The 23,759-nt window shown below is 53.6% G+C and carries 23 protein-coding genes; 6 read left to right on the plus strand and 17 right to left on the minus strand.

What is annotated here, in order from left to right:
* Window positions 1–130: 130 nt before the first annotated feature.
* On the minus strand, window positions 131–2,200 hold the full coding sequence (locus IEX86_RS14070; protein ID WP_229685345.1) for an acyltransferase family protein: 2,070 nt from the start codon (window positions 2,198–2,200) through the stop codon (window positions 131–133).
* Window positions 2,201–2,646: 446 nt separating this feature from the next.
* On the opposite strand from IEX86_RS14070, the gene IEX86_RS14075 reads away from it, so the two are divergent.
* Window positions 2,647–3,849 (plus strand): acyltransferase family protein, encoded by a 1,203-nt coding sequence (locus tag IEX86_RS14075; RefSeq protein ID WP_229685346.1) that lies wholly within the window; start codon window positions 2,647–2,649, stop codon window positions 3,847–3,849.
* A gap of 154 nt (window positions 3,850–4,003) precedes the next feature.
* On the opposite strand, the gene IEX86_RS14080 is transcribed toward IEX86_RS14075, so the two are convergent.
* Window positions 4,004–4,330 (minus strand): hypothetical protein, encoded by a 327-nt coding sequence (locus tag IEX86_RS14080; protein ID WP_188866772.1) that lies wholly within the window; start codon window positions 4,328–4,330, stop codon window positions 4,004–4,006.
* A 102-nt stretch (window positions 4,331–4,432) separates the two neighbouring features.
* The gene (locus IEX86_RS14085; protein ID WP_188866773.1) at window positions 4,433–6,028 is read right to left on the minus strand and encodes an isocitrate lyase; all 1,596 of its coding nucleotides are present in this window, start codon (window positions 6,026–6,028) and stop codon (window positions 4,433–4,435) included.
* 743 nt (window positions 6,029–6,771) lie between these two features.
* Between IEX86_RS14085 and IEX86_RS14090 the strand changes: the two genes are divergently transcribed.
* Window positions 6,772–7,641, plus strand: coding sequence for an alpha/beta fold hydrolase (locus tag IEX86_RS14090; protein ID WP_188866774.1), 870 nt, complete (start codon window positions 6,772–6,774; stop codon window positions 7,639–7,641).
* A gap of 406 nt (window positions 7,642–8,047) precedes the next feature.
* Window positions 8,048–8,542 (plus strand): 3-phosphoshikimate 1-carboxyvinyltransferase, encoded by a 495-nt coding sequence (locus IEX86_RS14095; RefSeq protein WP_188866775.1) that lies wholly within the window; start codon window positions 8,048–8,050, stop codon window positions 8,540–8,542.
* Between the two features lie 96 nt (window positions 8,543–8,638).
* Here IEX86_RS14095 and IEX86_RS14100 read toward each other — a convergent pair whose 3' ends face one another.
* On the minus strand, window positions 8,639–8,941 hold the full coding sequence (locus IEX86_RS14100) for a DUF1883 domain-containing protein (protein WP_505909230.1): 303 nt from the start codon (window positions 8,939–8,941) through the stop codon (window positions 8,639–8,641).
* A 217-nt stretch (window positions 8,942–9,158) separates the two neighbouring features.
* Between IEX86_RS14100 and IEX86_RS14105 the strand changes: the two genes are divergently transcribed.
* Window positions 9,159–10,523 (plus strand): aryl-sulfate sulfotransferase, encoded by a 1,365-nt coding sequence (locus IEX86_RS14105; RefSeq protein WP_188866777.1) that lies wholly within the window; start codon window positions 9,159–9,161, stop codon window positions 10,521–10,523.
* An 84-nt stretch (window positions 10,524–10,607) separates the two neighbouring features.
* Window positions 10,608–11,531: a LysR family transcriptional regulator gene (locus IEX86_RS14110; RefSeq protein WP_188866778.1), complete on the plus strand. Its 924-nt coding sequence runs from the start codon at window positions 10,608–10,610 to the stop codon at window positions 11,529–11,531.
* 15 nt (window positions 11,532–11,546) lie between these two features.
* On the opposite strand, the gene madM is transcribed toward IEX86_RS14110, so the two are convergent.
* The 9 genes from madM to mdcA are packed head-to-tail and all read right to left on the minus strand — an operon-like array spanning window position 11,547 to window position 18,873.
* Complete coding sequence (gene madM, locus IEX86_RS14115; RefSeq protein WP_188867021.1) at window positions 11,547–12,311, minus strand: malonate transporter subunit MadM; 765 nt, start codon at window positions 12,309–12,311, stop codon at window positions 11,547–11,549.
* 8 nt (window positions 12,312–12,319) lie between these two features.
* Window positions 12,320–12,721: a malonate transporter subunit MadL gene (madL, locus tag IEX86_RS14120; protein ID WP_188866779.1), complete on the minus strand. Its 402-nt coding sequence runs from the start codon at window positions 12,719–12,721 to the stop codon at window positions 12,320–12,322.
* Between the two features lie 60 nt (window positions 12,722–12,781).
* A complete protein-coding gene (gene mdcH / locus IEX86_RS14125; RefSeq protein WP_188866780.1) occupies window positions 12,782–13,717 on the minus strand; it encodes a malonate decarboxylase subunit epsilon in 936 nt (311 codons plus the stop codon).
* On the minus strand, window positions 13,714–14,340 hold the full coding sequence (locus IEX86_RS14130; protein ID WP_188866781.1) for a malonate decarboxylase holo-ACP synthase: 627 nt from the start codon (window positions 14,338–14,340) through the stop codon (window positions 13,714–13,716). The genes mdcH and IEX86_RS14130 overlap by 4 nt, the downstream gene beginning before the upstream one ends.
* Before the next feature lie 23 nt (window positions 14,341–14,363).
* Window positions 14,364–15,164 (minus strand): biotin-independent malonate decarboxylase subunit gamma, encoded by an 801-nt coding sequence (gene mdcE, locus IEX86_RS14135; RefSeq protein WP_188866782.1) that lies wholly within the window; start codon window positions 15,162–15,164, stop codon window positions 14,364–14,366.
* Entirely contained in the window at window positions 15,161–16,024 is an 864-nt protein-coding gene (locus IEX86_RS14140) for a biotin-independent malonate decarboxylase subunit beta (protein ID WP_188866783.1), read from the minus strand. The genes mdcE and IEX86_RS14140 overlap by 4 nt, the downstream gene beginning before the upstream one ends.
* A complete protein-coding gene (locus tag IEX86_RS14145; protein ID WP_188866784.1) occupies window positions 16,017–16,331 on the minus strand; it encodes a malonate decarboxylase subunit delta in 315 nt (104 codons plus the stop codon). Before IEX86_RS14145 ends, IEX86_RS14140 begins: the two co-directional genes overlap by 8 nt.
* Window positions 16,319–17,203, minus strand: coding sequence for a triphosphoribosyl-dephospho-CoA synthase (locus IEX86_RS14150; protein ID WP_188866785.1), 885 nt, complete (start codon window positions 17,201–17,203; stop codon window positions 16,319–16,321). The genes IEX86_RS14145 and IEX86_RS14150 overlap by 13 nt, the downstream gene beginning before the upstream one ends.
* Window positions 17,203–18,873, minus strand: a complete 1,671-nt coding sequence (gene mdcA, locus IEX86_RS14155; protein ID WP_188867022.1) for a malonate decarboxylase subunit alpha — start codon at window positions 18,871–18,873, stop codon at window positions 17,203–17,205. The genes IEX86_RS14150 and mdcA overlap by 1 nt, the downstream gene beginning before the upstream one ends.
* A gap of 243 nt (window positions 18,874–19,116) precedes the next feature.
* Between mdcA and IEX86_RS14160 the strand changes: the two genes are divergently transcribed.
* The gene (locus IEX86_RS14160) at window positions 19,117–20,169 is read left to right on the plus strand and encodes an AraC family transcriptional regulator (RefSeq protein WP_188866786.1); all 1,053 of its coding nucleotides are present in this window, start codon (window positions 19,117–19,119) and stop codon (window positions 20,167–20,169) included.
* Window positions 20,170–20,649: 480 nt separating this feature from the next.
* Here IEX86_RS14160 and IEX86_RS14165 read toward each other — a convergent pair whose 3' ends face one another.
* From IEX86_RS14165 to wrbA, 4 genes are all read right to left on the minus strand, one after another.
* Window positions 20,650–21,408 (minus strand): SDR family NAD(P)-dependent oxidoreductase, encoded by a 759-nt coding sequence (locus IEX86_RS14165; protein ID WP_373290441.1) that lies wholly within the window; start codon window positions 21,406–21,408, stop codon window positions 20,650–20,652.
* A 263-nt stretch (window positions 21,409–21,671) separates the two neighbouring features.
* Window positions 21,672–22,577, minus strand: coding sequence for a LysR family transcriptional regulator (locus IEX86_RS14170; RefSeq protein ID WP_188866787.1), 906 nt, complete (start codon window positions 22,575–22,577; stop codon window positions 21,672–21,674).
* 69 nt (window positions 22,578–22,646) lie between these two features.
* Window positions 22,647–23,078: a nuclear transport factor 2 family protein gene (locus tag IEX86_RS14175; RefSeq protein ID WP_188866788.1), complete on the minus strand. Its 432-nt coding sequence runs from the start codon at window positions 23,076–23,078 to the stop codon at window positions 22,647–22,649.
* 43 nt (window positions 23,079–23,121) lie between these two features.
* Window positions 23,122–23,721 carry an NAD(P)H:quinone oxidoreductase gene (gene wrbA / locus IEX86_RS14180; protein WP_188866789.1) on the minus strand — a complete coding sequence of 200 codons (600 nt, stop codon included), beginning with the start codon at window positions 23,719–23,721 and terminating at the stop codon, window positions 23,122–23,124.
* Window positions 23,722–23,759: the final 38 nt, after the last annotated feature.

Genomic DNA, 23,759 nt, shown 5'->3' on the forward strand with positions numbered 1-23,759 from the left:
AGGAGCGACGTAGACGCTGGCAGGCGCATGCAAAAATGGCAGCCAGATAACAGACAGTACGTGAGCGTAGGTATTGAGAACGTGTGTCGACGTATGGATGGCCCGCCTCCAGGGCGGGCCGGGGCATTACTTAGTGTAAGACTGCAGGGGCTTGATAGCCTGAAGTAGTGGAGCTCTGAAGTAACCTCTGAGGCATCTTGAACGGGTTCCCATAGGCCGTGATGTATTTACGGCCAATAAGCGAAGACCCGACAGAGTTCAGATGATCCCCATCCATGTAGAGCGGTACGTTTTCAAGAGATGAGTAGCAACGCTCGGTGTCGCAGATAACACTTTTGGGATCGATAACGATGATATTGGGATGTGCCTTGCTCAAATTGTCTAGGATCGTATCAAAGTCCTTTTGTCGCTCATTTACGGCAACGACCGGGATAGAACAGTCTCCATCTAGCTCAAAGGCCAGCTTCTTGATGTCGCAACGGTGCAGGTCCTCACCCATTTCGGGAACATCCTCGATGATGACCGGCGTAGCGCCTGAGGCGACGATTTTGGCAATGGCATTCTCAAGGCCGCTTTGCAACGTGTTTATCGCAATAAAGTTGTCGCTCGGTGTATCAGGGCGGATGCGATAAAAATCAGTCATCCCTGGCTCATTCAACCCATAAAGGTACATGGCCCAGCGCCCTGAAAGAATGACGTACTTGAACTGGCTTTTCTCGATCAGGTTACTGATGACTGGGGAGGTCAACTCAATCGACTTGTCGACATGATTGCGACGTGGATTCACATGGACACCTGCAACGCCCGGCAGGTAGATCGTATTAGAGCGTGTGATGTCATATCCGCGCAGGTTTGCCTCCTTGAGCATGACATCTATCATTCCGGTAATCGCGCCGGCGTGCGAATCCCCTACAAGTAAAACGTCCACCTCCTTTTTATCCTGAACGCCCAGCTTGCATTGGTCGGCCGACAATGGGTTCAGCAAGTCAGCCCCGTTGAAGCAGCCTGCTCGAAGCTTGGGAAAGACTTCCTTGACGTTTCTATCCATGGCCAGCAGCGTGCTGTCATACCGGGAAGCAAAACCTTCTAGCTTGGCTGCCACTACCAGGAATGAAGTAGTCATCAGTACTGGCAATAGATAGAGAAACGCGAAGGTATTCTGCGGTTTGAATGTGATATGGGTGCGGAAGGGTTGCTCTACAAAGCGCCAACTCAGGTAGGCCAGAGCCAGCGATACGCTGATTAGCATCACCTGATCTGCCGGTGTGATCTTTCCATGAATGTAGTTATGAAAGGCAATCAGCGGCCAATGCCACAAATACAGGGAATAAGAAATCAGACCAATAAATACCAGCGGGCGCAGTGATAGCAGTTGGGTTACTGCAGTGCGGTGGTGGCCGCCGGACCAGATGATAAAGGCTGCACCCAGGCATGGCCATAATGCATTCAGGCCAGGAAAAGCGCTTGCCTTATCCAATGTCAGCGCCGGTATAAAAATCAGTGCCAAGCCCGCTAGTCCTACTAGCGTAGACAGGGGTTTGCCAGGGTTGCCCAGCGTTTTCCAGTGCATGGCCAGTGCACTGCCTATCAACAGCTCAAAGGCTCGCGTCAGCAGAAGATAGTAAGCAGACAGCGGCTTATAGAGGGCACCTAATTCAGATACGACGATGGCAGCGGCTAATATTGCAAGAATGGCCCAGTTGAGTAGCTTCTTGCCTAGCAGGCGATGACCCAACAGGAACAGAAGCGGCCAGATGAAATAGTACTGCTCTTCAACCGCCAGTGACCACGTATGCAATAACGGAATTTCATGGCTGCTGGATGAGAAATAACCATCTGTGTCTTTCCAGAAGTAAAAATTCGAAAATCCGAAGTAGGAAAACAGAGCACTTCGGCTAAATCCAATCAAATCATTTGGTAATAAAACAAAAAAAGCTGCGAGACTGGTGCAGAAGATTACAACTGTCAATGCAGGCATCAACCGCTTTATGCGGTTCAAATAAAAACGGGTAAAACTAAAAGTGCCCTTGTCTGCCTGGGTAGCGATGTTTTGTGTAATTAAAAAGCCTGAAATTACGAAAAAAACATCTACGCCAATAAAACCTCCTCCAAAAACCTTTAGCCCTACGTGGTTAAGTAAAACCAAGAGCACTGCTATTGCTCTTAAACCATCTATGTCACTTCTGTATTCCCTTTCCATGAATAAACATGCTCCGATGAGATGATAATTTTCACGGCAGCTAAATTAGTTGATATGTAAAAAATAGCAGGGGTTTTTTTGAGAATTAGATCAATTATCTGATGTGTACTCTGTGGTTAATTTAAAAGATGAATCATAAATCATGAGCGCCTAATCGCTTCGGCGATGTGATATCACAATGATTCTCTTTAAGGTTGATTAGTGAGCGCTTTCAAATCCTCTGAACTGTGAAATTCAAAATAAATTTTGACAAAACCGTAAACACGCACAACGCTGTGCTGAGCAACGGTACGTAAGTTTCTATCGCGGGACTGCGAGACGTTTTAGTCAAATGGCTATCATTGTTTAAGCAGGGTAAGTCTCTTTAGGATAAGCAGCTCTACTACGGTGCTTTCGTAGCCTATCTCTGACTGTAGCCAAACTCAGATGACCGTAGTGGCTGTCGGATGGTTATCTGGCTGATCATAAATGGAATTATTGAAAGAGAGTTCACCCAAATGACGATGACCTTTGGAATTATATCGCTGTATATAATTTCGCTATTTGTACTTGACCGTGTCTTTAGCAAGACCACTATCCTGTCAAGTCAAGCGCTTTCACGCTCTTCTCCATTGGATGCCCTTAGAGGACTACTTGCCACGGCAGTTGTCTGCTCTCACTTTTTTGTCACCTACAACTGGAAGGTATCAGGCGAGTGGGGGGGATCTGATAATGCCATCATGAACAATATGGGAGCCGTCCCGGTTTCTATGTTCTTCATGATTACAGGTTTTTTGTTTTTCGGAAAAATCCTTAACAAAAGTAGTATTGACTGGAGAAGGCTCTTTAGCTCAAGGGTTAAGAGAATAATGCCTTTATACGTCTTTGCAGTTCTTGTAGTCGCCATTGTGAGCTTTTATCAAACCGGGTTCCAGCTGGTCAGCGTGCCTAAACTGGCTACAGAGATTGCAAGGTGGGCACTGTTCAAAGGATCCACTTTCAATGGCTTTTCTGATAGTTGGCTCATCACAGCTGGCGTCCAGTGGACGTTAAAGTATGAATGGTTCTTTTATCTCTTGTTGCCGGTATTGGCCGCCATTTTGAACCGTAGAGGTTATGGCTTATATCTGGCTGGCTCTTTGCTAGTTGCGTTCGCCGTTATACCTGCACATTACTTTCATTTTATCGATGCGTCACTGGGCGTTCTTTTTTTGGCAGGCTTACTGCCTGTATTGGTAAAAAATCATCGCCCCCAGTGGATACCTTTCCTCAAGACCAAATATGCAGCTGTGCTTGCCCTTGCCTTGATTACTCTCAGTATGGGCTTGGTTGACTACTTTTCGTTGCTACAGATAAGTATGCTGGGCGTCGCCTTTTTGATCATGGCATTGGGGAATGACCTGTTTGGCCTGCTTAGTCGACGTGGCCTCAAGACGCTGGGCGAGATCAGCTACAGCATTTACCTGCTGCATGGTATCGTTTTGTATAGTGTATTTACACTGTGTAATGGCTTTGCCGTTACCGGTGGTAATCCGACTAGTTATCTTGCATTCCTGCCCTTTATTCTGCTGCTGGTGTGCGCTGTTTCGACAATCACGTTTCTCTTTATAGAAAAACCGTTCATCCTCAGGCCAAAGCAGAGCATGGAGGCGTTGGCTCCGCCTCCATGAGGTGCTAAGACCTACGATTAGATCTGTTTATCTTGTGCCAGGGATGGCTTTTATTTAGTCAAGACAGAGCATAAATAATAAAAAACCAGGGGGATGCCCTGGTTTAATATGACGGGTAGTCAGAAGGGCAGTCGCAACGACTGCCCGAGTTGTTTTAAAAGTATGTTTCTATGTACCGAACGCGTTGGCTGTTTTGGGCTTTTGACCATTGCTCAAGCAGAACCCTGTACATGCGTGACATGAAGGTCTCGTCAGCCGCCGCAGTCTTGCCAACATAGCCTTTGCCTCGGTGATAAGTCTTGAAGCGCACCTTCATGTTGGGGGTTTCTTTTTCAAACACTTCCGGGTCGACATTTGCCGGTAGCCGATCAATATGCACCTTGCCCGACGAGCAGATCCACAGGATGTGATGATCATTTTTGTCCTTGCAGGACGCGTAGAGTTGCTTCAGGTCATCAAGGGTTGGGTTGTTGAGATCCATGATCACGTTCCTCTTGAAACAGGTTCCGAGAAGGCTCGGGACGAAACGGCAAACACATCGTTAACGGTAGAACCAGCCAGGTGGGTAGAGTAGCCCTAGTTATTAATGAAACTGGTTCATGGTGTTGTCCTTGCCGCCCGCCTTGAGGGCTGCTTCGCCTGCGAAGTATTCCTTATGATCGTCCCCAATATCAGAGCCGGCCATGTTCTGATGTTTCACGCAGGCGATCCCTTGGCGGATCTCCTGCCGCTGAACGTTTTTCACGTAGGCCAGCATGCCTTCCTCAGCAAAATATCCTTTGGCCAGGTTGTCTGTTGAAAGCGCTGCCGTGTGGTAGGTTGGCAGGGTAATAAGATGATGGAATATCCCTGCTTCGCGCGAGCCGTCGCGTTGGAAAGTCCGAATTTTTTCATCAGCGATGCGCGCAAGTTCAGTCTCGTCATACTCGGCGCTCATCAGCTTGGCGCGGTCGTAGGCCGATACATCCTTGCCCTCCGCCAGTAGATCGTCAAAGACCTGTTGTCTGAAGTTCAGCGTCCAGTTGAAGGACGGGCTGTTGTTGTAGACAAGCTTGGCATTTGGAACGGCTTCGCGAATGTGGTCAACCATGCTCTTGATTTGGCCCACGTGAGGCTTTTCCGTCTCGATCCAGAGCAGGTCCGCACCATTTTGCAAGGAAGTGATGCAATCGAGTACGACGCGATCCTGCCCGCTGCCCTGGCGGAATTGAAATAGGCCACTTGCCAGGCGCTTGGGGCGCAGCAGCTTACCGTTACGGTTAAGAATCACATCACCATTCTTCAATTCGGCAGGGCTGATTTCCTCACAATCAAGAAAACTGTTGTATTGGTCACCCAAGTCGCCTGGCTGCTTGCTAACCGCGATCTGTTTGGTCAGGCCTGCGCCGAGAGAGTCTGTACGGGCAACAATGACCCCATCGTCCACGCCCAGTTCGAGAAAGGCATAGCGAACCGCATTGATCTTGGCCAGGAAGTCTTCGTGGGGCACAGTTACCTTGCCGTCTTGGTGGCCGCACTGCTTTTCATCCGACACTTGGTTTTCAAGCTGAATGCAGCAGGCTCCTGCTTCGATCATTTTCTTGGCCAGTAGATAAGTTGCTTCCGCGTTGCCAAAGCCTGCATCAATGTCAGCAATAATCGGTACGATATGGGTTTCGTAATTATCGATCTGCTGCTGAATGGCTGCAGCCTTGGCGTTTTCGTCAGCTGCACGCGCTGCGTCCAGCTCGCGGAACAGTCCACCCAGCTCTCGTGCATCTGCCTGACGCAGGAAGGTATACAACTCCTCGATCAGGGCCGGAACAGCTGTTTTCTCGTGCATGGACTGATCCGGCAGCGGCCCGAACTCCGAGCGCAGCGCCGCGATCATCCAGCCTGACAAATACAGGTAGCGCTTGTTGGTCGTCTTCAGATGCTTTTTGATGGAGATAAGCTTCTGCTGCCCAATAAAACCATGCCAGCAGCCCAGGGACTGGGTATAGGCCGAGGTATCGGCATCATACTCAGCCATATCCTTACGCATGATGGCAGCGGTATATCGGGCGATATCCAGGCCTGTTTTAAAGCGGTTCTGTATCCGCATCCGCGCGACATATTCCGGATTAATAGCGTTCCAGCTCTTGCCTGCTGTTTCTCTCAAGGCTGCGATGGCAGTGATTTCATCTTGATAAACGGACATGGGGTCAATCCTTCTCGGCTGAAATGACTTTCGAACAGTTTTTCCTACCGTGACCTGCGTGCAGCGTATAGGCGCAGCACTGGGCTCAACGTCGAGCACGACTGAAGGAAGCGAAACAGCAGACAAGACGCCTTAAGTGATCTCCCGATAGCTGGATATCACTAAGGACGAATACCTTGGATCAGGTACCTACCTGATACTGACCGAACCGCAGGGGTCATCTAACCGTTTCCGTACAGTCAAAACTCTATGTAGTGCTTCATGGGCAGTTACTACAAAGGATGGCCCGAGGGTTACCCGGAGCGCAGCCAGAAGGCCTTTTTGGCCTTGTTCTAGCGAAAGCAGGCTCAGATTGCATGAGCTAAAACAGAGCGTCAATGCTTTTTTGTAGTGAAAATTTATTTGTACTACAAAAGTAGTAGTGGTCAGACGATATTGCTACAGACCAGTATTCAAGCACCTTTGAGCGTGAAGGAGTATTCTTGTTTTGACTGGCAAGTCATCCAAAAGCAAAGGGTTTTATAGGTTGGAAGGCCAATATAGGAGATAAAGGCTCTAGGACAACGGACTAACATCCTACAGGAAGCATCGCAGGCAATGGTCCAACTCGCTCTTTCAATCAATACGGATTAGTTATTCAGACTGCATGCCGCCCTTTGATCCATCACACGGGGCTGTAGGAACGATGCCAGGGCAAAAAGGCTCTTAACGTCATACCTTTGAACACGGCTGGAGCGTTCACTATGCAAGAGGTTGCAGTCACTCATCACAAGAGGCGTGCAAATGGCATTCTCCAGCATTATCTAGATGCCGGTAGCGGGGTGCCTGTCGTGCTGCTGCACGGCTTTCCTGAAACTTCCTATGCCTGGCGTCACCAGATTCCAGTCTTGGCGCAGCACTATCGCGTTATTGCTCCTGACCTGAGAGGCTATGGTGAAACCGAAAAGCCGGCGATGGGCTATGACAAGCGCACCATGGCCAACGACCTGTGTGCCCTGTTGGATAGTCTCGGGATAGAGCGTATAGCCTTGGTAGGCCATGATCGCGGTGCACGTGTCGCTACGCGCTTTGCCAAGGATCACCCGCAGCGGCTCGAGCGTCTGGTTGTCATGGACAATGTTCCGACGCGAACCGTTTCTACTCAGATGAATGCAACCATTGCAAAGCACTACTGGTTCTTTATGTTTCATCTGGTGCCTGATCTTCCAGAAAGTCTTATTTCAGGCAAGGAAGCCATATGGCTGCGACATTTCTTTTCCGATTGGTGCTACGACCCGACGACGATCACGGGCGAAGCTTTTGACCATTATGTCCGGGCTTATCAAATGCCGGGTGCCGTCCGGGGTGCCATGGCCGATTACCGCGCCAATGCTGAAGACCTAGCCCAGGACAATGAAGACGCGGACGCGAAGATCAGCTGTCCGACGTTATCACTATGGGGCGCCAATTTCGAAGCAGTGGGCAAGTTGTTCGATATGCCGTCCGTATGGGCGGAGCTGGCTACGGACCTTAAAACCGTCGCCATCGACCAGTGCGGTCATCTACCCCATGAGGAGAGACCCGAGCGCGTCAATGAGTTATTGCTGGAGTTCCTGAAGCCTTGGAAGGGCTAGCTCTTATAACTCCACGAAAGACGTCAGGCTGCGAACCTCCTTGAAAAAAAGCACTTCGTCTCATTTCTTCCAGAACGTGCTGCACATGGCGGCTGTGACTGCCTGCACAGGGGCTAAATAAAGTTTCTGGCATGAACTAAATAACATTGATTTGTCTACATGGCACATTGATGCTATTTCGTGAAGTGCATCTTCGTAACGAGGTATTACACTCATCAGTGCAAGGAGATCGCTGTTAAAGCGTGTTTCATCATCTGGTTTACTCATCATTGTTTTAACCACCAAGGAGGCTCAAGGTAAAGCCCAGCAGTAGTACCTGCATGGTAAAGGAAGATGATCTGGCAGTTAGAGAAGTCGCTGGAGTGCAGCGTGGGATAGGCATACGCAACTTAAAAGGATTAAGGCGATGCAGGAAACAATTGTACAACCTGAATCATTTGTTCAGGGATTAAGTGATTACGTCATCAAAGAAGACGCCGTCAATACCCAGAAAACCATTCATCAAGACGCCTTTATCCGAGGGCTTAAAGCGCGGCTACCCGCCGAGACGCGGGATACCTTTACCGCCGAGCAACTGGCCTCATTGAAACTGGCCTTCGGTACTCGCCCCTGGAGCAAACACCCGGTCGATGTCCGGACTACGTTCAAATTCTTTCGTAGCCGTTACTATTTTGTAATGGTGGCTGGCAAGGGCCATGCAGACGACCAGAAAAGAACATCGGAGCTGTCCTTGTTTGCCAAGGCCTTTGTCAAAGGCTCGCTGATGCTGATCTGGTTTACTGTCGCATCCATTCTGCTGACCTTCAGTCTTTACATACTCAAGTCAGCCCTGAATATCGATTTCTTCCCGGACTTTTCCTTTGGTGTATGGGATTGGTTTCAAAGTCTGTTTGACCGTTGAACCCGGGGCACGTCAGCCAGTGTCAGTCACCTGCTGGCGGGCCCGAAAACCTACGAGTCGCCTGCTCGTGCAACAGAGCAGGCGAAGGGTAATTGCCTAACGAAAATCGGAAGGGGACTTTCGGACGATCTTGATGGAGTGGGTAAACGTCGGCTTGCGTGTCACACTGATCGGACGCCGTGTCACAACATCGATTGTGATGTTCCAAAAGCCTGTGCTCGGAACCTTGATCTTGGCGGGAAACCGCTCAAAGGCACCGCCGTGGTAAGTATGTCGACCACCGTTTTTGAAACTGCGAAAGTTTGCATCGTTCATGAGGCGGATATTGCAGGTCTGCGAGCAGTCAATGATGACCATATCACCTTCGTTAAGGTGCTCGCGCTGGTGTACGAATTTCATTGCAGCTCCACAGCGCTGTCTTTCAAAGGTGAACGATACCATAGCCCGGGCGTGGCTATCCCATGTGATTGATGGCGCGTTGCGTCAGTGCTCCTTCAAAGCCCTGACCTTCCCATGCCAAACATTCGTTCCGATGCCTGCGCACTTACCCTGGCCTTGCTCTCTAATACATCTACACATGGGCCACTTAGTGGCTACGTTAATAGGATTAGAGTTCATGACCATATGCTCGAAGATATCATTTCTGTTTCTGGCAAGCCTGCTGGCCACTGCTGGTCCCGCATTTGCCATGTCCAGCTCGGTACCAACCGGCACGACGTTCTATGATCCCCAAAAGGCATATGGGAGCTTTGTGCTGTTTGATGGTAGCGACCAGCGCACCCATTTGATCGACATGAATGGCCATGAGGTAAAACAGTGGCATTATCCTGGCTTTCCGTCGATTGCGCTGACGCCGGAGCAGGCGGGTGGAGAAAAAGGGCACGTACTTGTGCAGTTGGGAAATCTGGACAAACCGGTTTCCCTGGCATCATCAGGGAATGGGCTCTACAACCAGGTAGTAGGGGAAGTGGACTGGGATGGGCAAGTGCGTTGGCAGTGGGGAAGCCGTGAAGCACCAGCCTATCAACACCACGACATACGCCGTCTGGCGAATGGCGATACCCTGATGCTGACCAGTGAACTGACCCCGTTAGCGGGCTTTTCGGCACCGCAGGTGATTGATAACCTGATTCGACAAATTGATCAAAATGGAAAACAGGTCTGGCAATGGCGTGTATCGGATCATCTGGATGAGCTGGGATTTACACCTGAGCAGCTCTCGCTGATTCGTGAGTCGAAAGACCCGGATTTTCTGCATCTCAATACGGCAGCACCCCTTGGCGCCAACCATTGGCACCAGCAGGGCGATTCTCGCTTCGCGCCTGACAACATCATGGTTAGCGCTCGCAACGCCAATGTGGTTTTTATCGTAGAGCGTAAGACCGGCAAGGTCGTATGGCGGCTTGGGCCGGATTATCCTGAGGTGAAGCTGGCCGGTCCGGTGCCACGCCCCGTGGATCAGATCATAGGCCAGCACGATACCCACTTCATTCCTGAAGATTTGCCGGGCGCTGGCAACCTTTTGCTGTTTGATAACCAGGGCAGTGCCGGTTTTCCGCCTGCGCGCAAGGGCATCTTCTCAGCGTCCCGTATTCTCGAGATTGACCCAGTGACCCGCAAAATCGTATGGCAATACACAGCCGTACAGTCTGGCCGCGCACCCTGGACCTTTTTCAGTGCATTTATCAGCAATGCCCGCCGTCTGCCTAACGGTAATACCCTTATCAATGAAGGTCAGAATGGTCGTCTCTTCCAGGTCACGCCCGCAGGAGAGATCGTCTGGGAATATATCAGCCCGTACAGGGGCAAGTCGGCCCCAACGGACCGCTATGTGACCAACCGGGTGTATCGGGCAGAGCCAGTAAGCTACGACTGGGCCCCGTCAGGCACACCGCATAAGGAAAATGCCGTAACGGCTGATTGCGAGCGTTATCCAATGGCACCCCGATGCGTGGAAATCGAGGTGGATTCAGAGAAGTAACGTGATGGAGAACAATCGTCAGCGTGATCCGGCTGCGACGTGAAACAATGGGGCCATCCCTGTCAATGAACGATAAGGCGTTTCATGGCGATCGATGAAGAACTGACTCTGAAGAAGCTGGAGATCTTTCTGGCATTCATGCGCAGCGGCAACCTGGGACGGGCCGCAGCCGAGCTTGGAACGAGTAATGTCAGTGTCCATCGGGCTATCCACTCGCTGGAAAGTGCGCTGCGCTGCCCGCTGTTCAAGCATGAAGGGCGCAACCTCACACCGCTGGATGGGGCCTTTGTTCTGGAAGCACGGGCACAACAGCTCATGCAGGATCTGACCGAGACCATACGGCTGACGCGTCTGGCAGCCGGTTTCTCATCCGACCGTTTCCGCCTGGGCGCGCTGTATTCACTTACAGTCAAGACCGTGCCTCAGCTGATCATGGGGCTCAAGCTTCGACGTAGCGAACTCAATATCGACCTGATTCTGGGCTCCAATGCCGACCTGACCTACCAGCTCAAGAACATGAAGCTGGATGCCATGCTCATCGCATTGGATGACGGAATGGCTGACCCCGATTGCGAGAGCGTCGAGCTTTTTCGGGATGATATTTACCTGGCCGCGCCTGCAGACTCACCATTCACTCATCAGGATGTGGTCGATCTGCGTGACTTGCACGGGGTGCCCTTCGTGACGTTGACTGAAGGTTTTGCCACCTTCAGGGATGGACGGCAGGTGTTTCATCAGGCCGGTTTCGAGCCGGACGTCATCATGCAGGTTAACGATATTTTCTCGCTCATGAGCATGGTCAGTTCAGGCGTAGGCTATGCACTACTGCCGGGGCGGGTTGAGGCGGTATATGAAAACCGAATCCGTCTGGTACCACTCGCTCCTCAGTACCGCTTGCAGCAACGGATCGGCGTAGTGTTCTTGCGTAGCAAGGAGCGTGACCCAAACCTGTTGGCGTTTCTTGCCGAATGCAGGATGTATTCACGCAAGATGAATGCGGAGCCATAAGACTCCGCATCACGTTCAGCCAAAGATTGCACGTGTGACGAGAAAGAGTAGCGAAGGTCCGAGCAGGCAACCGATCGCTGTATAAAACGCGGCCGTCAGACAGCCATAAGGCACCAGTTTCGGGTCGGTTGCAGCCAGTCCTCCAGCCACGCCGCTAGACGTTCCGACTAGCCCACCAAAGATGACAGCCGTGCGTGGGTTGTCCAGGCCAATATAGCGCGCCACAAAAGGAGTCGCGACCATGGCCACGATGGCCTTGACCAGGCCTGCCGCAATGGAGAGCGCCATGACTTCCGAGCTGGCACCAATCGCGGCTCCGGTGACAGGGCCAACGATATAAGTGACGGCACCAGCGCCAATTGTGGTCAGGCTTACGGCGTCGGTGTAGCCAAAGGCAAGCGCCACGGCAACCCCTGCAATGAATGACGTGCCTACTCCTACAAACAGTGACAGCACGCCAGCAAGACCTGCCTCCTTGAGCTCGTCCACGTTAACGCCAAAGGCAGTGGCGGCAATGGCAAAATCCCTGAGCATAGCGCCGCCCAGTATGCCCAGGCCGGAAAGCAGCGGAATATCTACCAATCCCTTCTGGCCGCCCGTCGTGACCCCGCCGATATAAGCCAAGAGCAGTCCAAAAAAGATCGCGATGGCGGAGCCGTGCAGGCGACCCTTGGTCAGCTTGGCGCTGAGCCAGTAGGAGACCCACATGGTAACGCCGATCAGGGCAAAGGCGCTGATCATGCCGTAAGCCTGGGTGACCTTGCTTAGTGATTCGATAATCATGTCGGTCACCGTTGTACGCTGGCCAGCTGGTTAGGGGCAGAAGCCACCGCTTTTTTTCGGCCCACCTTGTTCAGTACTGGCACCAGGGCAAACGCGATGGCAATGGCCAGAAAACCGGCAAGAATAGCCGCCGGACCGCCCTTGAGCGCACCAGCCACATTTTGCTGGGCCGCCATGGCCACGACGATGGGAATGTAGATCGCGCTCCAGAACTCTACACCTTGTTCGGTCTTGGGATGAAACTTGCCATGCTTGCCGATCCAGCTACTCAGGAAAATGAGCATCAGCATGGCGATGCCAACACCGCCCACGTTGGCAGGCACACCGATCAGTTTACCGAGCACTTCACCGATGAAGATGCCGGTCAGCGTACAGATGGAGAGTAGAGCCACACCGTAGATAATCATTGTTATTGTCCTCTGGGTCGAAGTTCTTGTTCTTGTGCTTCGAAACGCTAGGCGATCTCTCTATCGGTCGCGATTGGCCTCCTCGCGCAGCAGCGCAGTAATGGTGTCGGTCCGTGTACCTTGAAACGCCACCGCAGTTCCGGGGTTGATGACGCGTTTGGCAAGCGTGGTCAGCACCGTACCGGGCACCAACTCAACGGCAAGTTGCACGCCGCGTTCCTGAGCATTGCGTAAGGTCGCGTGCCACTCCACGATGCGACACATATTGAAGGCCAAATCATCAGCAAGACGCGCCGGGTCTATGATGAGCCGGGCGGAGCTACCGCTCAGGTAGCGTATCTGAGGGCGGTGCAAGGTTATCGATTGGAACGTGGCGGCGAGTCGATTGGCCGGCTCGGTCAATAAAGCGCAATGGGAGGGTACGCTGACAGCCAGGCGGCGTGTAACGCCGGTACCACCTGAGCGAACCTTTTCGGCCAGGGCTGCCAGCGCAACGTCCGAGCCGGACGCGATGAACTGTTGTTCGGCATTGCTGTTAGCCAGAAAGACAGGCGCATCTGCGGTCGAGGTAGCTTCTACCAGGCATTCAGCCTCGTGACGCTGCAGCCCCAGCATCGCCAGCATGCCGTATCCTTTGGGAAACGCTTCTTGCATCAGCTTACCGCGCAGATCCACCAGCCTTAACGCATCGGCATAGTCGAGTGCATTTGCGATCACGGCGGCTGGATAGGCACCAATGGAAAGACCGGCGACATAGTCTGGGGCAGGGGCTTGCTCCAATAACAGACGTGCACTGGCAACGCCTGCAATCAACAGGCAGAGCTGAACGGCATGTGTCGATTGCAAGGCCTCAGCGGTATCCAGCATGTCGAGCGACACATTGAGGATGGCTTCAGCTTCCCGCAAGGTATCGCGTATAACCGAGGCGTCAGGCAGCGTGTGCAGCATGCCTGGCTGCTGTGCGCCCTGGCCGGGGAACAGGAAAAGACTGCTCACGCAGCGATCTCCACCAAGTGCCAGGGATCAGTGACCAGACAGGCTCCGCTGGCTCGCTTGAGCAGCACGCGGTGGCTTGACTGTGCCCACTCGCGCAGGGCAATGCCTCCCTGTGGGGTTTCCAGTTGAATGTCCAGGCGGCACGGTGCCTTGTCCAGCTTATTCAGCAGGGCCAATGCCTGTGATCGAGAAAGAGGTGCAGGTGCACGCATGAGCAGATCGAGATCGCTATCGGCGTGTAACGTGCGGATACCCGTCGCCAGCTGGAAACCCGCACTGCCGGTCACCCCCCAGACGAGACCGGTAGCATCCAGGCAGGGTTTGGCCCATATCAATGCTTTTAGGGCAGGCAAATCGGCGGGGTAGCTTTTGATGGCCGAAACCAGCTGTTCGGGTGAAAGGCTACGAACGATACGGTCCAAGGCCATCCAAGTGCCGAAGCGCTCTTCGCGTCCATGGCCACGTATACCTACGGCCACAACGCCGGGTTTGCCCTCGGCTCGACGAACAACGACTGGCTCCCCACTCGCGACTGCTGCGAAGGCCCATTGCGGTGCTGTGGTAGGCAGTTGCTCTGGGATAAATCCCCAGAGCAGATCATGTGGGCGAGGGACTGGTTTCATAAAGCCTCCGTAATCAATTAGAGTCACCATTGCTCCAGCAACTTTTCCCGCACCTGTCGTGATGCGCTGCGATTGGAAGCATCCAGGCGGCCACGTAGATCATGCGATCCTGCCGCAATATCGGCCACGGCCTGTTGCAGGCATTCGCTTACCCGATTGATATCGCCTTCGGTAGGACGTTCGATGCGCTCGACCGACAGCGTCTCCCATAGGAGACCCAGCGAAGCATAGTTATGGAGGTCGTATGCCATGGGTGGAATGTTTGCCGCCAACGCTTCCAGCTCGTCGACGCTGCGCAGGGTGATACGTGCTGCTGATGCTTTGCCCATTGCATGCACCTCAACACCGGGATCGCGGAGCGCAATAAGGCGATTGGCCTGATAGCCATGGGCAAGAAACGCACCGGACATCGCCTTGCCCACAATCAAACCAATCACTGGGTGACCTGCGAGCCGAGCGCGTGCATAGGCATCTACCGCACCTGCCAGTGCCTGGTGGATACCCAGCGCTTCCTCACGTCGGCCATATGCCTGGCTTGGTACGTCAATAATGGCAACCAATGCGCGTTTGGTATCGTGATCGCGGTCGGCCTCTATGGCTTCATTAATGATTCGGCCGAGGCCCCAGCCTTCGAGCAGCCCCACCTCACCGCAGCGAGCGCGGGGAAAGGGATTTTGCTCATCGGGGACCACTGCAATCACGCGAGCCGGTAAGCTGCCCAGTGTTGTATCGCAGACCTTCAGCGAGGCGGGCAGACCTTCAAAGGGTTTCGCATTAGGTGAAAGTGCGTTGAACCAGATCAGTCCACGTGTAGAGAGTGTCATTTCACACCTCCTTCATCGCCAGCGGCGTATAGGTCGCGGACGGTTACCGCATCGATGGGTTGTTCGGGTTCAAGACGGCCGAGGCGGTCAAGAAACCAGGCGTACCGCCGACTACGCTCGAGCGCAGGCTTACCTTGTCTGAAACAGGTACGAATCTGGGCATGGATTGTTTCGGTATCATCAGGTACATAGGCGTCAACAAGGCCCGTCACATGGCGCTGCTCACCACCGGTCAGGCTCCAGATGAAGGGACGATCCCGAGAATCGTACTCCTCGATTCCCGCCTCCTGCTCAATGACTTGAGGGCCATTCAGGCCCAGCCGTGCCTCTTGCGTCACAATCAGATAGCTGCACAGGCCGGCAGCGATGGACATACCACCAAAACAACCAACGGGGCCGGCGATAACTGCTATGACCGGCTGGTACTGTCGGAGGTCGACGATAGCCGCCTGGATTTCAGCAATAGCGGCCAGACCGAGATTGGCTTCCTGCAAACGTACGCCGCCTGTCTCCAATAGCAGCACGGCGCGGGTTGGAATACCGTTGCGGTTGTCTTCGGCAGCCAGTTCCAGGGCTCCGGCAATCTTGGCCCCGCCCACCTCACCCATGCTTCCGCCCTGGAAAGAGCCCTCAATAGCGGCAATCACCGTGGGCTGACCTTCAATCGTGCCCTTGGCAATGACCACGCCGTCATCAGCCTGCGTCACGATGCCCTGCTTGGGTAGCCAAGGCGACATCATGCGTTCAAACGGGCCGATCAATTCGCGGAAGCTGCCCTGATCAAGCAGGGCGCGAGCCCGCTGCCGGGCACCCAATTCAATGAAACTGCGAGATTGGAGTAGGCGTGCGGTATCAGTCATGGAATGCTCCTTCCAACTGTAACTCTTCCAGCCCTTGTTCCAGGCGTAAACGCACAACGCCGGGCGTCGCACCAAAATCGTGGATCTCGATATTCAACGCTGGTGGCGTCTGCTCACGAAACATCCGCTCGAACAGGTTCTGCCAGCGCGCCGCACTGCCATTCACCGATGTCACGACATTCAACCTGAGCATGCCTGCCTCGCCGGGCTCCAGCAGCACCTCCAGGTCTCCCGAGCCAACACCGCCCACCAGGGCTCTACCCCGAGGGGACTGACCGGCTGGAAATTCAAACTTCAAGGTTTCCATGAGATAGCGCTCCTCTGCATGCAGGATTCCAGGCGATCAAGAAAGAGGGTAGAGGCCAGCAGATCGGCAGCACCACCGGGGGATGCATTCAGGCGTAGTAACGCGTCGTCCAGTTGGCGCAACGCGCGTCTGCCCGCCAGGGTTGCGCTGCCACCCTGCGCAAGGACTGCCTGCGCGCCGTGCTGAAGCGTATCCAGACCTTCAAGACCCGCCCTATGCAGGACGCAGGTATCCGGTAAAACGGCCATGATGGCGATAAGCGCATCAAGCCGCGCATTTTGCTCTCCGGCGCCTTTCGCTCGGCTCTTCAACAGTTGTGGTAAACCATGCCCTACCACAGCGGGGAACCCCGCTTGCGCCTGTTCACGGGCGCCGGGAAGACCGTATCGGGCGCAGGCCCTGAGACCATGACTATTCTGTACCTCAGGCGCAAATCGATCAGGCAGGCGTGCCAACACAGCAGCGCGGTGAGCCACGTCCGCAGGAGAACCGTGTTCCGGTTCAAACGCTGCGGCAGCAGTCAGCAGGCCCAGCGCCCAGATCGCGCCCCGGTGCGTATTGACTCCACCAGTGGTTTCCAGCATGACACTTTCGCCCTTGCGGCCTAGCTGACCCAGCATCTCGCGCAAGGACTGGTCTAAGTCCTGCGCAACACTGGCGGCTTCCGCCATGTCTTGAAAGGTTTGCCGCAGTGCATAGGCCGAGCTGTGCATTAGCCCCAGGTTCAGGTCCGTATGCGCGCCATTATTTCGGCGATCGACCAAGCCAGGTTTGGGTGAAAGATCTGCCTCGTCGATAAGGACTTGCACAGCCAGATCCGCCAGCTGCCCGGCAAAGGAAGAGGTGAGGGGTACCGCGATCAAGGCACGCATTACCAACTCCTGAATTTGGCTGGAGGGTTGTAAAGACCGCCTGACCACTCCACGAGGTCGGCAATGCTCTTGGCTGCCAGGAGTTCGCGTGTAGCATCGGTACGGCGGATACCCAGGTCTTCCGGCAGGGCCAATAGGCCGTCGCGGCGCATCTGCTCGGTTCTTTTGGGATCGTGGCGTAAACCGATATCAGTCACACCCGCAACCGCTGCAATCAATGCCCGACGCTCCTCTTGAGAGCGGGCCTTGTACAGATAGGCAATTCCTTCCTCTGTAAGCAGATGCGTGACGTCATCGCCATAGATCATCACGGGCGCCAGTGGCATGCCGCTTTTTTTAGCAACATCGACAGCATCGAGCGTATCGACGAACGTGGGTTTGCCACCCTCCTGGAAGGTCTCGACCATCTGCACTACCAGCTTACGGCCACGCTCAAGCATGGCGGTCGGGCCTTCTTCCACCCGCATATCGAGCCATGCGGGTGTGCCGTGGCGACGGCCATGTGGGTCATGTCCCATGTTGGGTGCGCCTCCAAATCCGGCCAGGCGTCCACGTGTTACGGTAGAGGAATGTCCATCGCCATCCACTTGTAGCGTTGCGCCAATGAACAGGTCGACAGCGTATTGTCCTGCCAGTTGGCACATCATCCGATTGGAGCGCATGGAGCCGTCACGCCCGGTGAAAAACACGTCCGGCCGGGCTGCGATATAGTTTTCCATGCCCAGTTCGGTGCCAAAGCAATGAACGCTTTCCACCCAGCCGCTTTCAATCGCTGGAATAAGCGTGGGATGCGGATTGAGCGTCCAGTTACGACAGATCTTGCCCTTGAGGCCCAGTCGTTCACCATAGGTGGGCAGGATCAGTTCGATCGCAGCGGTATTGAACCCAATCCCGTGGTTGAGCGACTGCACGTTGTGTTTTTCATAGATTCCTCGGATCGCCATCATTGCCATGAGCACATGGACGGGCTTGATATGGCGAGGGTCTCGGGTAAACAACGGTTCGATGTAAAAAGGTTTGTCCGCCACCACCACAAAGTCGACCCAGGAAGCGGGGATATCCACGCGCGGCAGATCGCTTACGTCGTCCACCAATTCGTTGACCTGAACGATGACGATGCCATCGCTAAAGGCACCTGCTTCGATAAGGGCGGGTGTGTCCTCGGTGCTGGCGCCCGTATAAATATTCCCGTGCCGGTCTGCCTTGAAGCCAGCGGACAAGACAACGTTGGGAATCAAGTCCACTAACAGGCGTGAGTAAAGTTCGATGTAGGTATGGATAGCGCCAACTTCCAAGAGTCCGTCTTCGAGCAGCTGACTGATACGCAGGCTCTGTGTGCCGGCAAAGGAGAAGTCCAATTTGCGAGCGATGCCGCGTTCAAACAGGTCCAGATGTTCGGCGCGCCCTACGCTGGGCATGATCATGTGCAGATCATGGAGCTTGCCAGGGTCCGCCTTGACCAATGAGCGAGACAGAAAATCCGCCTGCTTCTGATTGTTGCCTTCCAACACCACGCGATCACCGGGGGCAATCAGCGCTTCAAGAGCTTCAACGATCCGCTCGGTTCGAATGATCGCGCCTTCAGCATAGGCACTTGCCTGAGCGACACGCCGCTGCTTTTCGGTGCGCCGCCGCGACCATTGAGGTGGAGGAGAAGTTATTGTCATGATGACTCCACGAAGTCCGCTGTCGTGGTCTCACGCTAGTCCTCCTTCTGAATGCCTTCAATCAACCTCAGTGTCGAATCGTTAACCTGAGCGTAATGATTTACAGAGTACGCATACCTTTGGCTATAACGGAAAACAGATGCAGAACGTTCAATACTTCCATCATTTTGCTCAGGCTGCTAAAACATCGCTGTTACATGCATCTGGCTATACCCCTCACAGGCTATCGGCTAGGAGACTTGGAGTATGACCACCTGTGCAACTGAGCACATTGAACGTTTGGAGCACATTACTCAGCGCCGTAGCGAGTTGGCCCAAATCATCGAGCGTTTCGCTCCTGACTATGGAGTTCATGCTACCGCGATCAGTCCATTACACCTGATCCGTAGCGATCACCCGACAGAAGTCATCTATACCGTTCACAAACCTGGCCTTTGCCTCATTGTGCAAGGTGCCAAAGAGATCCGATTGGCTGAGGAATGTTACCGGTACGATCCGCTCAACTACCTCGTGGTTTCCGTCACGTTGCCGCTAGCAGGAAAAGTGATTGAGGCAACAGGCGATAAGCCTTATCTGTGCATTCGCCTTGATCTTGATCCCTGTGAGATTGCTCAACTCGTCTCGGACGCCAGCCCTATCGGCGTACCGGATCGCCCAGCAGAGCGGGGGTTGTTTCTGGACCAGATCGATCCGCCCATTCTGGACGCTATGCTCCGTCTGCTGCGCCTGTTAGATACACCTGACGACATTCCCATGCTGGCGCCTATGGCCATCAAGGAAATTTATTACCGATTGCTCAGGGGCAGGCAGGGGCACCGCCTGTATGAAGTGGCATTAGCAGATAGCCAAGCCCAACGGGTCGCCCGTGCTATTGATTGGTTGAACAGCCACTTTTGTGAGCCGCTGAGTATCGACGCCCTGGCCAGCCATGTGAATCTTAGTACATCAGCGCTCCATCATCGTTTCAAGGCCGTAACGGCCATGAGTCCGTTGCAATATCAAAAGCAGCTGCGCCTAAACGAGGCACATCGATTGATGATATCTGAAGGATTGGATGTGACCCGTGCATGCTACAAGGTTGGCTATGAAAGCCCCTCACAGTTCAGCCGGGAGTACAGTCGTTTTTTCGGCGCATCACCGATTAAGCATATTGGGCAGCTTGGAAAGAGAGCATGGCTATTTGATAGCAAATTGATGCTATCCCGACTAGGGACTTTTGGGCTAAGAGCCTCAGCCAAGAAGCTATATCCTCTTGTAAAAATATCATGCAAATCCCCAATAAAGCTTATATATCAATGACTTAATGGTTTTATTCCTGCCCTTGAAAGTCCTGCTTTTTCGAAGCAGGACTTCAGCGTTTGTGATGGCGGGTGAACGATGTTCAAAGGTAAATCGATGAGACAACTTGTCAGCGAACCTACAAGCAATGCGTAAGAGGTTCCACTCCATGTGTTCTCAGCGTGTTGAAAGTCCGTAGATCGATCTCATCCTTCATAAGCTCTGGTAGCTGAGTCAGGAAGGTTTTACGTAAGCCCTCTCAAGGACAGTCTGGGGAACACCAGATCTCATGGATAAACCACTCACTCGGCTCGTCTCGGCGTTGGTGATGCATGTAAGCCAAGCAACCCTGCCACGGCGTGAAGGCAAAATTAGCGAAGCCAGGTGCTTGCCTCGCATCTGTGTCTTACCCGGATAAGACTATGTTGGTGAGTTCACACATCAATCAGGCCTCCTTAATGCTCCCTGCTGCCTAGGCAGAGCAGCAGGGAGCATAAGCATTCAAACCGTGGTATAGCCACCGTCTGCCATGACAACCGAACCCGTCATGAAGCTGGCGCGATCGGAGGCCACAAAGGCAATTACTTCAGCGATTTCTCTCGGCTGGGCAACACGGCCAATCGGGGCGTTAGTGGCATGTTCACGCAGGAAAGCGCGGCCATCAGGCATGATGTCATCGAGGATGCCAGTCTCCACATCGCCAGGGGCTACGACGTTGGCCCGAATGTTATGCGGCGCGCCTTCAAGCGCGAGAACCTTGGTGAGCTGAGCAACCGCACCTTTCGACGCGGCATAGGCGCCAATGGTAGGAAACGCTACCTGACAGGCATAGGAGCCTACATTGACGATGGCGCCGCGCTTGTTATCGATCATGACGCGCATCGCCTCACGAGCATGCAGGAACATGCCGCGTGCGTTGACGTTCATGACCTTGTCCCACTGCTCGACGGACATATCGGTAACGTTTATGTTGAGGATGATCGCAGCGTTATTGACCAGAATATCAACCTTGCCAAAGCGCTCCATGGCAAGGGCAACGGCGCGTTGAGCAGTTGCTTCTTCCGCTACATCACCGACCAGCGCAGCGATGCACTCTGATTTTTGTTCAAGCTCGACAACGGATGGCTTGATGTCCTCGGCAACGACAGAGGCGCCACGCTCAGCAAACAGTGTGGCTACAGCTTCGCCGATTCCACCCGCTGCACCGGTGACGATGGCGACTTTACCTTCAAGTTCTTGTACGGGAGTTGTAGTCATCATGTCTCTCCTCAAGTATCAAACGCCGTAAGCGGCTGTGGTTGAAGTCGAGATCACGATATCGAGTTTGCCCGGCGTGATAATCGCCGCGTTTCTTCATGCCTTATGAAGGAAGGCTAAATAATCCAGAGGTAGATGGGGCAGGAATGAAAGGGCCGCAAAGCACGGCCACTTCTACGGTAGACATAACAGGTATTAGTGTCGGTTAACTAAATCCAAATGCCGGCAAAGGCTTCACTGGCCGTGAATGGTCATGTGCTGGTCCGTCAACGGCTGCGCGCGGAGTCTTTTTTCAGAAAATCGATAAATGCCCGTAGCGAGGCCAGCTGTTGGCGCTGCCGAGGGTAACTCAGATAAAAACCATCAAACGGCGCGCACCATTCCTGGAGTAGCGGGACCAATGTTCCAGCGTTGATAAAGGGCTCCATCTGGTCTTCCAACCAAAAGGCGATACCCACGCCGTTGACTGCAGCCTCAATGGCTACACGCTGATCGTTGACGATGAGCGGGCCTTTGACGGCTATGGCAAACCACTCAGTATCACGCTTGAATTCCCAGCGATACGGGTGGATCTGGCCTGGCCAGCGCCAGTTGATACAGCGGTGATTTTCCAAGTCATACGGCGTTTCCGGATACCCGTACCGCTCAAGATAACGCGGCGAGGCGGCTGGAATCTGCCTGAGTTCAGGCCCTAGCTTGATGCCAACCATGTCCTGCTCAATAAGCTCTCCCAGGCGCAGAGTGGCATCGAACCCTTCTGCAACAATATCCACGGGCCTATCATCTAATACGACATCCAGCTCTATCTCGGGATAGGCCTCGGAGAAAGGCTGGAAGATTGGCTCAAGAAAAACACGTGAGGCTAGCCGAAGGGCATGCACACGTAATCGACCGGAAGGCTTCTCACCAAATAAACAGGCGTTCTCTACAGCGTTTGCTACCTCCTGTAAAGCGGGCTTGAGTCGTTCAAGCAAGTGCTCGCCAGCAACGGTCAGGCTCAGACTACGGGTCGTACGGTTGAACAGACGAACCCCCATGCGCTCTTCCAAACTACGTATTGTCTGGCTAAGTGCAGAAGGGGATACCTGCAACTCTTCAGCAGCCCGAACGAAACTGCCACGTTCAGCAATGGCCACGAACGCTTGCAGTTCTGCATAGTTTTGACCGCGCATAGTAAGCATCCTGTGTACTCGTCTGTCTGAAAAGCGCAGCGTGCCGATTCTGCATGAGCGCGAGCGCCTTCAAACAGAAATGATCGCCTCAAAGCCCGGTATAGGGGCCTCAAGTGCAAGTGCGGCTTTGACCGGATCAAAATATTCACGAATGAACGCAATCTTTCCATTCTTCACGCGAACGAACAGCACATAGTCCTGACGATACGTCCTACCCGTTGCCGTGATAATGCCTTCCGCCCTTACTTCGGCGCTGGCCTCATCAGGGTTATTAGACGCATGGATTCTAAGATCATAAAAGCGAAACTCTTCCACGGCGCCCACAAACCAGCCTACATGATGCAGGACTGCCTCACGCCCCGCCAGTTGTGCCGGGTGACCCAAGGAAGGGGCAAAGGGAAGCTCCCATAAAAGATCATCCGCAATCAAGGTTTGCCATTGGGGTTGATTGGCTACAAACGTATCAAAGTGCTGTTGAAGCAGTTCGGTTGCAGTGCGCATAGCGGTCTCCTGAGTTGTGGTGTGCAGGTAATAAGAGAAATTATTAGCCGAACAACTTGATAGCTGTTTTTGCCGTCAGCTCGCCCTGGTGGCGTGCGCCTTCAAGTTCGGTTGCGCTAGGCAGGCGTGAGCCGTCCCCCGCTGTAATGGTGGTAGCCCCGTAAGGCGCACCGCCTACCACTTCCGTTACGCTCATCTGCCCTTGGTGGCTGTAAGGCAGCCCCACAATCGTCATGCCAAAGTGCAGTAAATTGGTGATGATCGAGAAAAGGGTCGTTTCCTGGCCGCCATGCTGTGTAGCAGAGGCCGTAAAGGCACCGCCCACTTTGCCATTTAATACACCGCGTGCCCATAAGCCGCCTGCCTGATCCAGAAACGCGGCCATCTGGCTGCTCATCCGGCCAAAGCGGGTTCCTGTGCCCACAATGATCGCATCGTAATGCTCAAGATCGGCAATGGTCGCTACCGGTGCTGTTTGGCCAAGCTTGAAATGGGCACTCCTGGCGATCTCTTCCGGTACCGTTTCAGGGACACGTTTGATATCTACGTCAGCCCCTGCCGCCCGCGCGCCTTCTGCTACAGCTTCAGCCATGGTCTCGATATGACCGTAAGAGGAGTAATACAGAACCAGAACCTTAGCCATGTGACGTCTCCTGAGTGGAATAAGCGGCCAGTGCCGCA

The sequence above is a fragment of the Pseudomonas asuensis genome, from assembly GCF_014646755.1.
In the GTDB taxonomy this organism is placed as follows: domain Bacteria; phylum Pseudomonadota; class Gammaproteobacteria; order Pseudomonadales; family Pseudomonadaceae; genus Chryseomonas; species Chryseomonas asuensis.

What these genes read in the sequence shown, in the direction of transcription:
- IEX86_RS14145 (WP_188866784.1), bottom strand. Translation starts at nt 16,331, where the DNA reads ATGGAAACCTTGAAGTTTGAATTTCCAGCCGGTCAGTCCCCTCGGGGT.
- IEX86_RS14070 (WP_229685345.1), bottom strand. Translation starts at nt 2,200, where the DNA reads ATGGAAAGGGAATACAGAAGTGACATAGATGGTTTAAGAGCAATAGCA.
- IEX86_RS14085 (WP_188866773.1), bottom strand. Translation starts at nt 6,028, where the DNA reads ATGTCCGTTTATCAAGATGAAATCACTGCCATCGCAGCCTTGAGAGAA.
- IEX86_RS14110 (WP_188866778.1), top strand. Translation starts at nt 10,608, where the DNA reads ATGGCGATCGATGAAGAACTGACTCTGAAGAAGCTGGAGATCTTTCTG.
- IEX86_RS14165 (WP_373290441.1), bottom strand. Translation starts at nt 21,408, where the DNA reads ATGATGACTACAACTCCCGTACAAGAACTTGAAGGTAAAGTCGCCATC.
- IEX86_RS14100 (WP_505909230.1), bottom strand. Translation starts at nt 8,941, where the DNA reads ATGAAATTCGTACACCAGCGCGAGCACCTTAACGAAGGTGATATGGTC.
- IEX86_RS14175 (WP_188866788.1), bottom strand. Translation starts at nt 23,078, where the DNA reads ATGCGCACTGCAACCGAACTGCTTCAACAGCACTTTGATACGTTTGTA.
- IEX86_RS14095 (WP_188866775.1), top strand. Translation starts at nt 8,048, where the DNA reads ATGCAGGAAACAATTGTACAACCTGAATCATTTGTTCAGGGATTAAGT.
- mdcE (WP_188866782.1), bottom strand. Translation starts at nt 15,164, where the DNA reads ATGACACTCTCTACACGTGGACTGATCTGGTTCAACGCACTTTCACCT.
- IEX86_RS14105 (WP_188866777.1), top strand. Translation starts at nt 9,159, where the DNA reads ATGACCATATGCTCGAAGATATCATTTCTGTTTCTGGCAAGCCTGCTG.
- IEX86_RS14140 (WP_188866783.1), bottom strand. Translation starts at nt 16,024, where the DNA reads ATGACTGATACCGCACGCCTACTCCAATCTCGCAGTTTCATTGAATTG.
- IEX86_RS14170 (WP_188866787.1), bottom strand. Translation starts at nt 22,577, where the DNA reads ATGCGCGGTCAAAACTATGCAGAACTGCAAGCGTTCGTGGCCATTGCT.
- IEX86_RS14130 (WP_188866781.1), bottom strand. Translation starts at nt 14,340, where the DNA reads ATGAAACCAGTCCCTCGCCCACATGATCTGCTCTGGGGATTTATCCCA.
- IEX86_RS14160 (WP_188866786.1), top strand. Translation starts at nt 19,117, where the DNA reads ATGACCACCTGTGCAACTGAGCACATTGAACGTTTGGAGCACATTACT.
- IEX86_RS14150 (WP_188866785.1), bottom strand. Translation starts at nt 17,203, where the DNA reads ATGCGTGCCTTGATCGCGGTACCCCTCACCTCTTCCTTTGCCGGGCAG.
- IEX86_RS14075 (WP_229685346.1), top strand. Translation starts at nt 2,647, where the DNA reads ATGGTTATCTGGCTGATCATAAATGGAATTATTGAAAGAGAGTTCACC.
- IEX86_RS14080 (WP_188866772.1), bottom strand. Translation starts at nt 4,330, where the DNA reads ATGGATCTCAACAACCCAACCCTTGATGACCTGAAGCAACTCTACGCG.
- madL (WP_188866779.1), bottom strand. Translation starts at nt 12,721, where the DNA reads ATGATTATCTACGGTGTGGCTCTACTCTCCATCTGTACGCTGACCGGC.
- IEX86_RS14090 (WP_188866774.1), top strand. Translation starts at nt 6,772, where the DNA reads ATGCAAGAGGTTGCAGTCACTCATCACAAGAGGCGTGCAAATGGCATT.
- wrbA (WP_188866789.1), bottom strand. Translation starts at nt 23,721, where the DNA reads ATGGCTAAGGTTCTGGTTCTGTATTACTCCTCTTACGGTCATATCGAG.